The sequence below is a fragment of the Caulobacter sp. 10L414 genome (assembly GCF_056395525.1).
Genome location: NZ_JBFTJR010000012.1, coordinates 113,652 through 127,888 on the forward strand (window position 1 = coordinate 113,652; position 14,237 = coordinate 127,888).

General features: G+C 71.2%; 11 protein-coding genes. 5 read left to right on the forward strand and 6 right to left on the reverse strand.

What is annotated here, in order from left to right; all coding sequences use genetic code 11:
- Positions 1-12: 12 nt before the first annotated feature.
- Positions 13-711: a MarC family protein gene (locus AC1DCG_RS07050; RefSeq protein WP_058348560.1), complete on the reverse strand. Its 699-nt coding sequence runs from the start codon at positions 709-711 to the stop codon at positions 13-15.
- 89 nt (positions 712-800) lie between these two features.
- Here AC1DCG_RS07050 and pyrF point away from each other — a divergent pair, with 89 nt between their 5' ends.
- Complete coding sequence (gene pyrF, locus AC1DCG_RS07055) at positions 801-1,490, forward strand: orotidine-5'-phosphate decarboxylase (RefSeq protein WP_477028700.1); 690 nt, start codon at positions 801-803, stop codon at positions 1,488-1,490.
- A gap of 67 nt (positions 1,491-1,557) precedes the next feature.
- Here the strand turns inward: pyrF and ald are convergent, their stop codons facing one another.
- Positions 1,558-2,682, reverse strand: coding sequence for an alanine dehydrogenase (ald, locus tag AC1DCG_RS07060; protein ID WP_165258395.1), 1,125 nt, complete (start codon positions 2,680-2,682; stop codon positions 1,558-1,560).
- 120 nt (positions 2,683-2,802) lie between these two features.
- Between ald and AC1DCG_RS07065 the strand changes: the two genes are divergently transcribed.
- The 4 genes from AC1DCG_RS07065 (at position 2,803) to pbpC (ending at position 11,444) form a co-directional block, all read left to right on the forward strand.
- Positions 2,803-3,276: an Lrp/AsnC ligand binding domain-containing protein gene (locus AC1DCG_RS07065; RefSeq protein WP_165258397.1), complete on the forward strand. Its 474-nt coding sequence runs from the start codon at positions 2,803-2,805 to the stop codon at positions 3,274-3,276.
- Positions 3,277-3,346: 70 nt separating this feature from the next.
- Complete coding sequence (locus AC1DCG_RS07070; protein WP_477028701.1) at positions 3,347-4,207, forward strand: carbonic anhydrase; 861 nt, start codon at positions 3,347-3,349, stop codon at positions 4,205-4,207.
- Between the two features lie 122 nt (positions 4,208-4,329).
- Positions 4,330-9,363, forward strand: a complete 5,034-nt coding sequence (locus tag AC1DCG_RS07075; RefSeq protein ID WP_477028702.1) for an alpha-2-macroglobulin family protein — start codon at positions 4,330-4,332, stop codon at positions 9,361-9,363.
- 47 nt (positions 9,364-9,410) lie between these two features.
- The gene (pbpC, locus tag AC1DCG_RS07080; RefSeq protein ID WP_477028703.1) at positions 9,411-11,444 is read left to right on the forward strand and encodes a penicillin-binding protein 1C; all 2,034 of its coding nucleotides are present in this window, start codon (positions 9,411-9,413) and stop codon (positions 11,442-11,444) included.
- Here the strand turns inward: pbpC and AC1DCG_RS07085 are convergent.
- The 4 genes from AC1DCG_RS07085 to AC1DCG_RS07100 all read right to left on the reverse strand — a co-directional run bounded on the left by AC1DCG_RS07085 (position 11,441) and on the right by AC1DCG_RS07100 (position 14,158).
- Positions 11,441-12,058: a DedA family protein gene (locus tag AC1DCG_RS07085; protein WP_165258405.1), complete on the reverse strand. Its 618-nt coding sequence runs from the start codon at positions 12,056-12,058 to the stop codon at positions 11,441-11,443. The two genes, pbpC and AC1DCG_RS07085, sit on opposite strands and share 4 nt — an antisense overlap.
- A gap of 137 nt (positions 12,059-12,195) precedes the next feature.
- A complete protein-coding gene (locus AC1DCG_RS07090; RefSeq protein ID WP_477028704.1) occupies positions 12,196-12,825 on the reverse strand; it encodes a carbonic anhydrase in 630 nt (209 codons plus the stop codon).
- The gene (maiA, locus tag AC1DCG_RS07095; RefSeq protein ID WP_477028705.1) at positions 12,818-13,462 is read right to left on the reverse strand and encodes a maleylacetoacetate isomerase; all 645 of its coding nucleotides are present in this window, start codon (positions 13,460-13,462) and stop codon (positions 12,818-12,820) included. Before maiA ends, AC1DCG_RS07090 begins: the two co-directional genes overlap by 8 nt.
- A gap of 15 nt (positions 13,463-13,477) precedes the next feature.
- Positions 13,478-14,158 (reverse strand): fumarylacetoacetate hydrolase family protein, encoded by a 681-nt coding sequence (locus AC1DCG_RS07100; RefSeq protein ID WP_477028706.1) that lies wholly within the window; start codon positions 14,156-14,158, stop codon positions 13,478-13,480.
- Positions 14,159-14,237 lie beyond the last annotated feature (79 nt).

Sequence of the window (14,237 nt, forward strand, 5' to 3'; positions counted from 1 at the left end):
CGTACCTGAAACCTACTTCTCCGCCGTGTACGGCGCCTTGGCGTCGGCCCGGATCAGGCCGCGCGTGGCGTCGCCCACGCCGATCAGCACGAACTGCACCGCGAGCGCGCAGAGGATCAGGCCAAGCACCCGCACGACGATGCTCATGCCGATGCGGCCCAGCACCTTGCTGATCACCGGCGCGGCCCAGAAGGTGGCGACCAGCACCACCGACACCGCCGCGATGACGCCGACGCCCAGCGCCATGCCGGCCAAACCGAGGTGCTTGGCCTCGCTGGCGTAGATGATCACGGTCGAGATCGCCCCCGGCCCGATCAGCAGCGGCATGGCGAACGGCACGATCAGCCGCTCGAACCGCTTCTTGGCGTAGACCCGCGCCGACAGCGGCTCACCCTCGCCCTCGGCCGCGTCGGCGAACATGGTGGTGAAGTCGTCGCGCACCATGTCCAGGCCGAGAATGAACAGGATGATGCCGCCGGCGATGCGGAAGGCCGGCATCGAGATGCCGAAGAACTCCAGCAGGGCCACGCCCGTGAAGTAGAAGAAGACCAGGAAGGCCACGACGAACAGGCCGATATAGACGGCCACCATCCGCCGGCCGGCCGAGGCCGCGCCCAGGGTGGCGGCGGCGAACAGCGGCACGTTGCCGATCGGGTCGATCAGGGCGAACAGCGCGACGAAGAAGTTGACGGCGAGTTCGGCCTGGCTCATTCGACGTCCTCAACCTTCATGACCGTGCGGGAAACGTCGCTCTCTCTAGAGCGATGCGGCCTCGCGCGCCAACACCCGGAGCTCCGCCCATGACCGCCGATCCGCGCCTGATCATCCCGCTGGACCTGCCGACGGTCGCCGACGCCCGGAAAATGGTCGAGCGCATCGACGACGCCGCCTCGTTCTACAAGATCGGCCTGGAGCTCCTGGCGACCGACGGCATGGCCTTCGCCGGCGACCTGAAGAGGGCCGGCAAGCAGGTGTTCCTCGATTGGAAACTGCACGACATCGGCGCCACGGTGGAGCGCTCGGCCCGGGTGCTGGCCGGAGCCGGCTGCGACCTGCTGACCGTCCACGCCGAGCCCCAGGTGATGCAGGCGGCGGTGAAGGCCAAGGCCGGCTCGGACCTGAAGATCCTGGCCGTCACCGTGCTGACCAGCCTGACCGACGCTGATTTGATCGAGATGGGCTACGCCTTCAGCGCCCGCGCCCTGGTCGAGCGGCGCATCCGCCAGGCCATCGAATGCGGCGTCGACGGCATCGTCTCCTCGCCGCACGAGGCGGCGCTGGCCCGCGAGATCGGCGGTCCGGACTTCCTGGTGGTGACGCCGGGCGTGCGCCCGTTCTGGGCGGCCAAGAACGACCAGGCCCGCGCCGCGACCCCGGCCGACGCCCTGAAGGCCGGAGCCAGCCACCTGGTCTGCGGCCGCCCGATCACCGCCGCCAACGATCCGCGCGAAGCGGCGCTGAAGGTGATCGAGGAGATGGCGGGGCTGTAGCCCCACGATCGTCGTCATCATCCCGGAAGCCGCACAAGCGGCTTCCGGGATGATGGAGGTTGGGTCGTTACAGCTTCGAGCCGCCCCAGACGCCGAACGGGTCGACGAAGTCCTTGACCAGGGCCTGGGCCACGGCCGGGTGGGTCAGCTTGCCGCCCAGCACGTTGAGGCCGCGCGCCAGGTGGACGTTGTCCTCCAGGGCGTCGAGACCCTTGTCGGCCAGGGCCAGGCCGAACGGCAGGGTGGCGTTGCCCAGGGCGTCGGACGAGGTGCGCGGGGCCGCGCCCGGCATGTTGGCCACGCAGTAGTGGACGACGCCGTCGACCGTGTAGGTCGGCTCGGCGTGGGTGGTCGGATGGCTGGTCTCGAAGCAGCCGCCCTGGTCGATCGACACGTCGACCAGCACCGAACCCGGCTTCATGCGCGACAGGTGCTCGCGGCGCACCAGCTTCGGGGCGGCGGCGCCGGCCGTCAGCACCGCGCCGATGACGACGTCGGCCTTGAGAATCTCCTCTTCCACCGCGTCCAGGGTCGAATAGCGGGTCAGGATGCGGCCCTGGTACAGGTCGTCCAGCTCGCGCATGCGCGGGATCGAGCGTTCCAGCACCACGACCTCGGCGCCCAGGCCCGCGGCCATGCGGGCGGCGTTGGAGCCGACCACGCCGCCGCCCAGCACCGCCACGCGGGCCGGCGGCACGCCGGGCACGCCGCAGAGCAAGAGGCCCATGCCGCCGTTGTGCTTGAGCAGGGTCTCGGCCGCCGAGAACACCGCGATGCGGCCGGCCACTTCCGACATCGGGGCCAGCAGCGGCAGGCCGCCCTTGGCGTCCGTGACGGTCTCGTAGGCGATGGCCGCGCAGCCGCTCTTCAGCAGGCCTTCGGTCTGGGCCGGATCGGGCGCCAGGTGCAGGTAGGTGAAGAGGATGTGGCGCTCGGTCAGGCGCTCCCACTCGACCTTCTGCGGTTCCTTGACCTTCACGATCATCTCGGCGCCGGCGAACACCGCGTCGGCGTCCGGAGCGATGCTCGCGCCGGCCTTCACATAGGCCTCGTCGGCATAGCCGGCGCCCAGGCCCGCGCCCTGCTGCACCAGCACCTGATGGCCGTGGGCGACATATTCGCGGACGGCGGTAGGGGTCAGGCCGACCCGGTGCTCGCCCGGTTTGATCTCGGAGGGGACGCCAACGCGCATGATGTTTCCTCGCTTTTTAGCTTTAACGCTGGTGTACGCCTCTACGTTCGCATGTTTCTTGGTTCTTTCGTCCTTCAAAGAACGTGGTATGCAGGAATCCTGCGCAAACGGAGCTATTCCGTGAAGAAATCCCCGGTCACGCTTGATGTGTTCGACCGAAAGATCCTCCGCCTGCTCCAGCGCGAGGGCCGGGCCAGCTATGTCGACATGGCCAAGGCGGCCAATCTGTCGGAGTCGGCCTGCCTGCGCCGGGTGCGGGCCCTGGAGGACGCGGGCGTCATCGGCCGCTACGCCGCGGTGATCGACGAGCGCGCGGTGGGCCTGCCGCTCAGCGTCTTCGTCACCGTCACCCTGTCGTCCCAGGCCGAGGCCGCGCTGACCGCCTTCGAGAAGGCGGTGGCCAATGTGCGCGAGGTGGCCGAGTGCTACCTGATGACCGGCGGCTCGGACTACCTGCTGCGGCTGGTGGTGGCCGACGTCGACGACCTGGAGCGGGTGCACAGCCAGGAACTGACGCGGATCCCCGGCGTGGTGCGGGTCAGCTCGTCGATCGCCATGCGCACCGTGGTCAAACGCGTCGAATTGCCGCTCTGAACCGGGCTTGGCCTCCGGTTAACTCCCAACCCCTAGGGTCGCGGCGGTTTCATCGTTTCCGGGGGCGACCATGGTTTCTCGACGCATCCTGCTGGGCGGCCTGGCCGCCGGCCTCGCAACCCCCGTGCTGGCCCATGCCGAAGGCTACCAGGAGACCAAGACCCCGCCGGTGTGGAAGCGCAAGGCGCGCCGCACCGCCAAGGCCCTGTCCACCCAGCCCGGCGACAAGGCGGCCCTCGACAAGGCGCTTAAGACGGTCAAGCCGCTGGAGGGCGCCGAACCGGAAGCCCCGACCGCCGTCTCGGGCGTGCAGGTGCAGCCGGCCAAGCCCGTCCCGAGCATCAGCCCCGACGAGGCCCTGGGCCGGCTCAAGCAGGGCAATGCCGCCTTCGCCCGCGGCGGCGCCAGCCTGGTCTCACCGTCGGCCGCCCGCATCGGCGAGTTGGCCGCGGCCGAGCGGCCCTTCGCCGTGGTCGTCGCCTGCAGCGACAGCCGCGTGGCGCCCGAACTGCTGTTCAACTGCAATCTGGGCGACCTCTTCGTGCTGCGCGCGGCCGGCCCGACCGTCGGCCCCGAGGCCCTCGGCGCCATCGTCTACGCCGTCGACACCCTGGGCGCCTCGCTGGTCGTGGTGCTGGGCCACACCAAGTGCGGCGTGGTCGGCGCGGCGGTCGACGCGGCCACCCGCAAGAGCCGTCCCACCGGCGTGTTCGAGGCCATGCTGGCGCCGATCCTGCCGGCGGTGTTCGACGCCCAGGGCGAGAAGGCCGCCGACCTGCACGACGCGGCCGCCCGTCGCAACGCCCGCAACATCGCCTCGCGCCTCAAGGTCGCCGACGGCATCCTGGCCGAGCGCATCGCCCAGGGACGCCTGAAGATCGTGCCGGCGACCTACGACCTGACCACCGCCCAGGTCGCCTTCGAGGCGTGATCCGGAGCGGTAACCGGTTCCTTCGAGCGAAGCCTTGAGAACCATTATCGCGACGCCGTTGACCCCCGCTCGCGCTTAGGTTCAAGTCCCCCAAATCACCTCGGATCTGGGAGAGACGACGGATGTCGACGGACGAGACGCCGCAAGGCGACGGCGCGGCCAAAACCTCCGTCTGGACCCGGATCAAGTCCCAGCTGAAGACCCCCGCCGTGGCGATCGCGGCGGGCGCCTTGGTCGTCGGCTTCGGCGGCGGCTTCGTGGCCGCCAAGACCGCCGACCTCGGCTGGTTCGGCGGCGGCGCAGGCAAGGCCTCGGCCAGCGGCGGCGTCGTCAAGGGCGAGGCCTGGTCGCTGTTCGGCAAGCCGCGCGACGCCAATGCCCGCCGACGCGGCGTCCCCAAGCCCGAGGGCTTCGCCGTCTGGCGCACCCGCATCGACAGCTCCGGCGGCGAGGCCATGGCCTGTATCCAGATGAGCCGCGATCTGGACCCGTCCAAGGCCTATGCCGACTTCGTCATGGTCTCGCCCGACCTCGGCCGCACCCCGGCCGTGCGGGTCAAGGGCGACGAGCTGTGCATCGGCGGCGTCGGCTTCACCGACCGCCGCATCACCCTTCTGAAGGGCCTGCCCGCCAAGGGCAGCGAGACCCTCTCGGCCAACGCCGACGTCGACTTCACGTTCGGCGAGAAGCCGCCCTATGTCGGCTTCGCCGGCGACGGGGTGATCCTGCCGCGCGAGGAATCCGACGGCGTGGCCATCGAGACCATGAACGTCCAGAAACTGGCCGTCGAAGTCTGGCGGGTGTCCGACCGCAACCTGGTGCGCAAGTCGATCAGCGCTCCCGATCCCACCGGCGAGGGCGACTGGGCCGGCGACTATGGCGAGGACAGCGCCGGCGATGAGGGCCGCCGCATCTGGAAGGGCGAGGTCTCGGTGGACGGCGCGGCCGGCGCCAAGGCCACCACGGTCTTCCCGCTGGGCGCGGTGCTCAAGGAGATGAAGCCCGGCGCCTACCTGATCAAGGCGCGCGACGCCTCGGGCGGCCGCGACCCCGACGGCGAGGGCGACACCCCGCCGGCCCAGGCCCGCCGCTGGATCGTGTTCACCGACATGGCGCTGATCGCCTATGACGGTTCCGAAGCGCTGGACGTCGTGGTCCGCTCGCTGAAGACCGCCAAGACCGTCTCGGGCGTACGCGTGGCCCTGGTCGCCCGCGACGGCGAGCCGCTTGCCGAGGTCAAGAGCGACGCCGACGGCCGCGTGCGCTTCCCCCGCCCGCTGCTGAAGGGCGAGGGCGGCGAGCGCGCCAAGATGGTCATGGCCTATGGCGTCGAGGGCGACCTGTCGGTGCTCGACCTCGACCGCTCGCCGGTCGACCTGTCCAAGCAGGGCGTCGGCGGCCGCACCGAAAGCGAAGGCGGCCGCGCCGTCGGCAGCGACATCGACGGCTGGCTCTATGCCGACCGCGGCATCTATCGCCCCGGCGAGACCGTGCACCTGACGGCGATGATCCGCGACCGCATGGCCAAGGCGGTCAACGACCGCAAGGGCTACATCCTCGTGAAACGCCCCTCGGGCGTGGAGTTCAAGCGCTGGTGGTTCGGCCAGGCCAACGCCGGCGCGGTGCCCATCGACATCGCCCTGCCCCGCAGCGCCCCGCGCGGCCGCTGGACCGCCGAGCTGCACATCGAGGGCATCGAGGCCTCGTCCGGTTCGCTGAGCTTCAGCGTCGAGGACTTCGCGCCCCAGCGGCTGGCGGTCACCGCCACCGGCCAGGAAAGCACGCCGATCCGCATCGGCGAGACCCGCCAGATCGCGGTCAACGCCCGCTTCCTCTACGGCGCGCCGGGCTCGGGCCTGCAGACGCAGGGCGAGGCCCGCCTGCGCCGGGATACCGACCCCTTCCCGCAATACAAGGGCTTCGAGTGGGGCGACGCCAAGGAGCCCTTCGACGAAAAGCTGATCGAGCTGGGCACGACCGTCACCGACGGCGAGGGCCGCGCGGTCCTCAATCTGGGCACCAGCGACGTCGGCGACACCGGCCAGCCCCTGGTGGCGGCGGTCACCGCCTCGGTGTTCGAGCCCGGCGGCCGTCCGGTCCGCGAGGGGCTGGAACTCAAGGTCCGCGGCAAGCCGATCTATTACGGGGTCAAGGTCGAGCAGGGCGACGGCTCGGGTCGCGATGATCCGCCGGTGAGCCTGGAGGTCATCGCCGTCGACGCCGCCGGCAAGAAGATCTCGACCACCGCCAGCTACACCCTGATCAGCGAGAACTGGAACTACGACTGGTTCCAGCAGGACGGCCGCTGGCAGTGGCGGCGCACCAGCCGCGACGCCGTCGTGGCCAAGGGCGCTCTCAACATGTCGCCGACCGCCAGCGCGCGGATCAACCGCCGCCTGGGCTGGGGCGACTACCGCCTGGTGATCGAGGGCCCCGAAGGAACCAAGACCGTGGCCCGCTTCTCGTCGGGCTGGGGCTCGCCCGCCAAGGACGCCGAGGCCCCCGACTTCGTCCGCGTCTCGGCCGGAACCCGCGCCTATGCCCAGGGCGACACCGTCGAGATCACGCTGAAGGCGCCCTATGCCGGCCAGGCCCAGGTGGCGGTGGCCACCGATCGCCTGATCGACTTCAAGACCCTGTCGGTCGGCGAGAACGGCGCGACCGTGAAGCTGAAGACCAGCGCCGCCTGGGGCGGCGGAGCCTATGTGATGGTCACCGTCATCCAGCCGCGCGATCCGGTCGCCTCGCCCAAGCCCAAGCGGGCGCTGGGCCTGGTCTACGTGCCGCTGGAGCCCAAGGGCCGCAAGCTGACGGTCGACATCGGCACCCCGCCGAAGCTCGACTCCAAGGCGCCGGTGGAAATCCCGCTGAAGGTGCAGGGCCTGGGCTTTGGCCAGAAGGCCCGCGTCACGGTGGCGGCGGTGGATGAAGGCGTGCTGCGCCTGACCCGCCAGGAAAGCCCCGACCCGGTGAAGTGGTACTTCGGCAAGCGCGCCTTGACGCTCGACTACCGCGACGACTACGGCCGCCTGCTCGACCCGAACATGGGCGCGCCGGCCAACGTCAACTTCGGCGGCGACGAGCTGGGCGGCGAGGGCCTGACGGTCACGCCGATCAAGACCGTGGCCCTGTGGTCGGGCGTGGTCGAGACCGGCCTCGACGGCAAGGCGACGATCAAGCTGCCGGCCGCCGACTTCAACGGCGAGCTGCGGATCATGGCCGTGGCCTGGACCGACAACGCCGTCGGCTCGGGCTCCAAGGCCATGACCGTGCGCCAGCCGGTGGTGGCCGACCTCAACCTGCCGCGCTTCCTGTCGCCCGGCGACAAGCCGACCGCGACGCTGGAACTGCACAATGTCGAGGGCAAGCCCGGCGCCTACACCGCCGAGGCAAACGCCTCCGGGGGATTGAAGGTCGCCTTCAAGAAGGTGATCACCCTGATCCTGGGCCAGCGCGTCGCCGAGAAGATCCCCTTCCTGGCGCCCGACGTCACCGGCGTCGGCAAGATCGGCTTCAAGGTCAGCGGTCCAGGCTTCTCGACGGCCAAGGACTATCCGATCCAGACCCGCCTGGGCTGGGGCGACGTGGTGCGCACCACCACCGAGCTGCAGGCGCCCGGCGCGACCTACACGCCCAACTACCAGCTGCTGTCGGGCCTGGCCGCTGGCGACGTGACGCTGCAGGTCAGCTACTCGCCGTTCAAGGGCTTCGACCCATCGGCGATCGCGGTCGCTCTGCAGCGCTACCCGTACGGCTGCACCGAGCAGGTGGTGTCGGCGGCCTATCCGCTGCTCTACGCCCAGAGCGTCTCGACCGATCCCAAGCTCAAGCGCACGCCGGCGGCCCTGGCCGGGGCGGTGGGCCGACTGCTGGATCGCCAGACCCTCGACGGCGCCTTCGGCCTTTGGCGAGTGGGCGACGGCGAGGCCGACCCCTGGCTGGGCGCCTACGCCACCGACTTCCTGCTGGAGGCCAAGGCCCAGGGCGTGGCGGTGCCCGACGAAGCGCTGGACAAGGCCCTGAACGCCATGCGCCAGGTCAGCCGTCCCGACGGCTGGGCCTCGGTGTCCTACCGGATGGAGTATCCGTCCTGGTGGGGCCGCAACGAGGACGAAAGCCGCAAGGCCACCCAGCGCATGCGCCGCCGGGCCAGCGCCTACGCCCTCTACGTCCTGGCCAAGGCCGGGCGCGGGGACCTGGCCCGCCTGCGCTGGTGGCACGACGTGCAGATGAAGGACGAGGACCAGCCGATCGCCAAGGCCCAGGTCGCCGCGGGCCTGGCTTTGATGGGCGACCAGGCCCGGGCCCGCTCGGCCATGCGCCAGGCGGTGAACTCGCTGAACTGGCGTGACGAGTACGACTGGTACCAGAGCCCGCTGCGCGACGTGGCCGCCGTCACGGCGCTGGCGGTGCAGGCCGGCCAGGCCGACGTCGCCGCCCGGCTGCAGGGTCGCCTGGAGAACGTGGTCAAGGATCCCGACGCCCTGAACACCCAGGAACAGGCCCAGCTGCTCTACGCCGCCCACCAGCTGATGAAGGCCGCCGGCCCGATCAACATCGACGCCCAGAACGTCGTCGCCCTGCCGGCCGCCGGCGGCGCGCCGCGCTGGGCCGTGGGCAAGCTGGCCGACGCCCGCTTCACCAACAAGGGCAAGGGCGCGCTGTGGCGGACGGTCAGCGTGCGCGGCACGCCGATCGCGGCCCCGGTCGCCGAAAGCAACGGCCTGTCGGTCAGCAAGCGCCTGTTCACGATGAGCGGCGGCGCGGTCGATCCCTCGGCCATCCGCCAGGGCGAACGGGTGATCGTGCTGATCCAGGGCCGGTCGATGCAGGCCCGCTCGACCGCCCTGGTGGTCGACGACGCCCTGCCGGCCGGCTTCGAGATCGAGGCCCCGCTTGGCGCCGACGACGCCCAGAACGGACCGTTCCGGTTCCTGGGCGAGCTGTCGACGCCGGACGCCCAGGAAAGCCGCGACGACCGCTACATCGCCGCGCTCGACCTGGAGGGCAACAAGCCCTTCGCCATGGCCTACATCGCGCGGGCCGTGACGCCGGGCGAATTCTTCCTGCCCGGCGCGGTGGCCAAGGACATGTACCGTCCGAGCATCGCCGCCCGGTCGGACGCCGGCCGCACGATCATCGCGGCCGGGCAGTGACGCCTGAACGCCTCCCTTCCCCCGCGCCGGGGGAAGGGAAGGTTCCGTTGATCACCCGCCTGCTCAGCGGCTTCCTCGCCGCCCAGGTCGGGGTGTTCGCGCTCAGCGCCGCCTTTCCCCCGGACATGAGCCGCGCCAAGCGCTCCTCGCCCGTGGTGCTGGGCGAGCGCGGGGCGTGGCTGCGCGCCCTGCCGGTGGAAGACGGCCGCTGGCGAGTGCGGGCCGACCTGGAACGCACCGACCCGACGTTCCTGAAGCGCCTGGTCGCGGTGGAGGACGCCCGCTTCCGCTGGCACCTGGGCGTCGATCCCATCGCCATGGTCCGCGCCACCGGGTCGGCGATCGTGCATGGCCGGATCAGCAGCGGGGCCTCGACCCTGTCGATGCAGACCGCCCGCCTGCTGGAGCCCCGACCGCGCAATCTCGGCTCCAAGCTGATCGAGATGGTCCGCGCCGTGCAGCTGGAAAGCCGCCTGACCAAGGACGAGATCCTGGCGCTGTACCTGACGCTGGCCCCCTACGGCGGCAATCTGGAAGGCGTGCGCGGGGCCAGCCTCTCCTATTTCGGGCACGAGCCCTCCAGCCTGACCGACGGCGAGCAGGCGCTGCTGATCGCCTTGCCCCAGGCGCCCGAGGCCCGCCGCCCCGATCGGCGGCCCGAAGCGGCTCGCGAGGCCCGCCGCGCGGTGCTGGACAAGATGGTCCGCGCCGGCGCCCTGACCACCATCGCCGCCGTCGAGGCCGAGGGCGAGCCGATCCCCCGCCGCAGCGCCTTCCCGGCCCTGGCCTGGCACCTGGCCGGCCAGCAGGCCGCCGCCGCGCCGGCCAGCCAGTCCAGCGTGCTGACCACCATCGACCCGGACCTGCAGGCGCGGCTGGAGCCCCTGGCCGCCGCCGTCGCCGCCAGCCAGGGACCGGAAGCCACCGCCGCCATCATCGTCGTGCGGATCCGCGACCGGGCGGTGCGGGCCCTGGTCGGCTCGGCCGGCCGCGACCGGCCCGGCGGCTGGGTGGACATGACCAGCGCCGCCCGCTCGCCCGGCTCGGCGCTGAAGCCCTTCGTCTACGCCTTCGCCTTCGACGACGGCATGCTGGCGCCCGACACCCAGATCGACGACGCCCAGACCCGCTTCGCCGACTACCAGCCGGAAAACTTTGACCGAGTGTTCCATGGCAAGGTCACCGCCCGCGAGGCCCTGGCCTATTCGCTGAACGTGCCGGCCGTCGCCACGCTGGAGAAGATCGGCCCCGAGGCCTTCGCCGCTCGCATCGAGGCCGGCGGGGTGCGGCTGCTGCGCCCCAAGGCCGAGGTGAAGGCCGCCGGCCTGGCCCTGGCGCTGGGCGGCGCGGGCATCACCCTGCGCGATCTCGTCACCCTCTATGCCGGCCTGGGCGACGGCGGGGTGGTCAAGCCGCTGGCCTATACGGTCGACGAAGCCAAGGCGCGCGAACACCAGGGCGGAACCCGCATCGCCCGGGCGGAAGCGGTGAACCAGGTGCTCGACATCCTGCGCGAGGCGCCGGGCCCGCGCGGCCGCGCGCCCTCGGCCCTGACCCGGGGCGGGCCGGCCATGGCCTTCAAGACCGGCACCTCCTACGGCTTTCGCGATGCGGTGGCGGCCGGGATCGTCGGGGGCCACGCCATCGTCGTCTGGACCGGTCGGGCCGACGGCGGCGCGCGCGGCGGGCTCACGGGGCGCGACGCGGCCCTGCCCACGCTGTTCGACGTCGCCGATCTGGTGGGCGCGCCGCCCACCGCCCCGCGTCCGATCGCCCCCAAGGCCGCGCCCGGCGCCTTGCAACAGCTGCGGACCGTCGCCGACGAAGGCCCGCGTCTGATCTTCCCGCCCGACGGGGCGACGGTACAGGTCGAGGGGCTGGGCAAGAGCTCGCGCGGCCTGGTGCTGGCGGCCGGCGGCGAGAACCTGTCGTGGTACGTGGATGGCAAGCCCCTGGCCGACGATCCGGTCGGCGGCAAGCCGGTCTGGCGACCGGCGGCGGCGGGCTTCTATCGGCTGCGGGTGGTCGACGACCAGGGCCGGGCGGCCAGCGCCCGAGTGCGCATCAGGGCGCCGGGCTAAGCCTTCGAGGCCGCCGGCTTGCGGCGCAGGACCATCACGGTGGCGACCAGCAGCAGGCCGCCGACGACCACCGCGGTCAGCAGCATCGGATCGGGCTTCCAGTAGCCCAGGTGGCGGGCGGCGAGATAGCCGGGGGCCAGGACGGTGATCACCCACACCGGCGCGGTGACGGTGTTGGCGGCGTGGAAGGTCCAGTCGCGCATGCGGGTCATGCCGGCGGCCATCGGCACGAACGGGCGCAGCGGGCCGAGGTAACGCGCCACGGCCAGGGCCAGCACGCCGTAGCGGCGGGTGTAGAGCCGAGCCCGCGCCACGGTGCGGCGGTGCTTGGCCAGCACCGGATGGCGCACCGCGCGGGCGCCGATGTGGCGGCCCATCAGGTAGGAGATGGCGTCGCCCAGGGCCGCGCCGACGCTGCACCAGATGATCACCTCGACCGGATGCAGCGAGCCGGTGGCGATCAGCGCGCCGGCCGTCAGCATCACCGCCATGATCGGGATCAGCACCCCGACCAGCATCAGGGCTTCGAGCAGGGTGACGACCGCCAGGATCACGCACACCAGCAGGCGGTGCTCGACGACGAGGCTGTGCAGGCTCTGGAGAAAGGCGTCCATGCAACCACCGTGGCAGGGGATGGTGACGAACAAGTAAGCACCGAACGCCGATCCGCCAACTGCGACGATCCGGCGCGGCGCATTTCCCTCCCCCTTCCCCATCAAAGGGGGAAGGGGGAAGGGGGAGGGTAGAGAAACTACTCCGCCGCGCCCGACAGCACGCGCTCGTAGTCGGCCTGGCTGGCGATGCCCACGTCCAGGTCGGTGACCAGGCCGTTGGCCAGCGAATAGACCCAGCCGTGCACGGCCAGGCTCTGGCCGCGGGCCCAGGCGTCCTGCACGAACACGTCCGAAGCGACGTTGCGCACCTGACGGATGACGTTCAGCTCGCACAGGCGGTTGAGGCGATCGCGCTCCTCGGGGATGGCGTCGAGCTCGCAGCGGTGCTCGGCGTGGACCTCGCGGATCGGGTGCAGCCAGTGATCGACCAGGCCGCGGCGCTTGCCGTCGATGGCCGCCGCCACGCCGCCGCAGCCGTAGTGGCCCACGACCATGATGTGCTTGACCTTCAGCACGTCGACCGCGAACTGCAGCACGGACAGGTAGTTGGCGTCCTGCGGCGGGGCCAGGTTGGCGACGTTGCGGTGGACGAACAGCTCGCCCGGATCCAGGCCCACGATCTCGTTGGCCGGCACGCGGCTGTCGCTGCAGCCGATCCACAGGTACTCGGGGCTCTGCTGGTTCTCCAGGCGCTTGAAGAACTCGGAGTCGATCTCCGTCTTGCGCTTCGACCAGTTGGCGTTGTTGGTTTTCAGATCTTCAAGCATCGGCGGCGTCCGGCTGGAGGCTGGGGTGAGCAGCGGCGAAGGCGGGATGGTCGGCGGCGCGGTCGGCGGCCGCCACCAGGGTCGGATAGGGTGAAAGGTCGATGTCGAAACGGCGCGCGCCGTAGACCTGGGGCACGATGCAGGCGTCGGCCAAGGTCGGCGTATCGCCGTAGGCATAGGTCCCGCCATGGGCGACGACCGCCGCCTCCAGGGCGGTGAAGCCTTCGGCCAGCCAGCGGGCCATCCAGGCGCGGCGGGCGGCCTCGTCCTGGCCGCGGGCGGCCAGCTCGCCGGTGACGCGCACGTTGTTCAGCGGATGGATGTCGCAGGCGACGACCTGGGCCATGGCCCGCACCCGGGCGCGGCCCAGCGCATCGGCCGGCAGCAGGGCGGGCTCTGGATGGGTCTCGTCCAGCCATTCCAGGATGGCCAGGCTCTGGGTCAGCACCACGCCGTCGCCGATGGCGAGGGCCGGGGTCAGGCCCTGCGGGTTGAGGTCGAGATAGGCGCCCTGGCGCTGCTCGCCCTTGAGCAGGTTCACCGGCGCCTGGTCGTAGGCCAGGCCCTTCAGATTGAGGCCGATGCGGACGCGATAGGGCGCGGCCGCCCGCCAGTAGCCGAACAGCGTCAGGGTCACGGCCGCGCGCTCCCGCTAGACCAGGGTGAAGGCCAGGGCGCCGACGCCGTCGACCTCGCCGGCGATCGTATCGCCCCGAACCACCGCGCCGACGCCTTCCGGCGTGCCGGTGAAGATCAGGTCGCCGGCCGCCAGGGTCCACAGCTTGCTGGCCTCGGCGATGATCTCGGGGATGTTCCAGATCATGTCGGACACCAGGCCGGTCTGGCGCTGCACGCCGTTGACCGTCAGCCAGATGGCGCCGTCCAGCGTGGCGTCGGCGACGGGACGAATGGCCGAGATCGGGGCGGAGAGATCGAAGGCCTTGCCCGCTTCCCACGGGTGGCCCTTGGCCTTGGCCGCGCCCTGCAGGTCGCGACGGGTGAGGTCAACGCCCACCGCGTAGCCGAACACGTGGTCCAGGGCGTCGTCGACGGCGATGTCGGCGCCGCCCGACTTCAGCGCCACCACCAGCTCGATCTCGTGGTGCAGGTCGGCCGTGCGCGGCGGATAGGGCACCTCGTTCAGCAGCGGCGCGATCGCGTCGGCCGGCTTGGCGAAGAAGAACGGCGGATCACGCTCGTCGCCGCCCATCTCGGCCCGGTGCGCGGCGTAGTTTCGACCCACGCACAGGATCCGGCGGACGGGAAAGACCGCTTCGGATCCTTCCACCGGAACCGAAGGCTGGACGGGCGGGGGAAAGGCATAGGTCGTCATGGCCGCCTGCTTAGACCCAAACGCGCCCGACCGGAACCCCGGCGCAAGGCGCGACATTCGTCGGGAACCCGACCGCCTA

Bases quoted from the DNA above. Each gene is read 5' to 3' on its own strand.
- AC1DCG_RS07050 (WP_058348560.1), bottom strand. From the start codon at position 711: ATGAGCCAGGCCGAACTCGCCGTCAACTTCTTCGTCGCGCTGTTCGCC.
- pyrF (WP_477028700.1), top strand. From the start codon at position 801: ATGACCGCCGATCCGCGCCTGATCATCCCGCTGGACCTGCCGACGGTC.
- ald (WP_165258395.1), bottom strand. From the start codon at position 2,682: ATGCGCGTTGGCGTCCCCTCCGAGATCAAACCGGGCGAGCACCGGGTC.
- AC1DCG_RS07070 (WP_477028701.1), top strand. From the start codon at position 3,347: ATGGTTTCTCGACGCATCCTGCTGGGCGGCCTGGCCGCCGGCCTCGCA.
- AC1DCG_RS07075 (WP_477028702.1), top strand. From the start codon at position 4,330: ATGTCGACGGACGAGACGCCGCAAGGCGACGGCGCGGCCAAAACCTCC.
- AC1DCG_RS07085 (WP_165258405.1), bottom strand. From the start codon at position 12,058: ATGGACGCCTTTCTCCAGAGCCTGCACAGCCTCGTCGTCGAGCACCGC.
- AC1DCG_RS07090 (WP_477028704.1), bottom strand. From the start codon at position 12,825: ATGCTTGAAGATCTGAAAACCAACAACGCCAACTGGTCGAAGCGCAAG.
- AC1DCG_RS07100 (WP_477028706.1), bottom strand. From the start codon at position 14,158: ATGACGACCTATGCCTTTCCCCCGCCCGTCCAGCCTTCGGTTCCGGTG.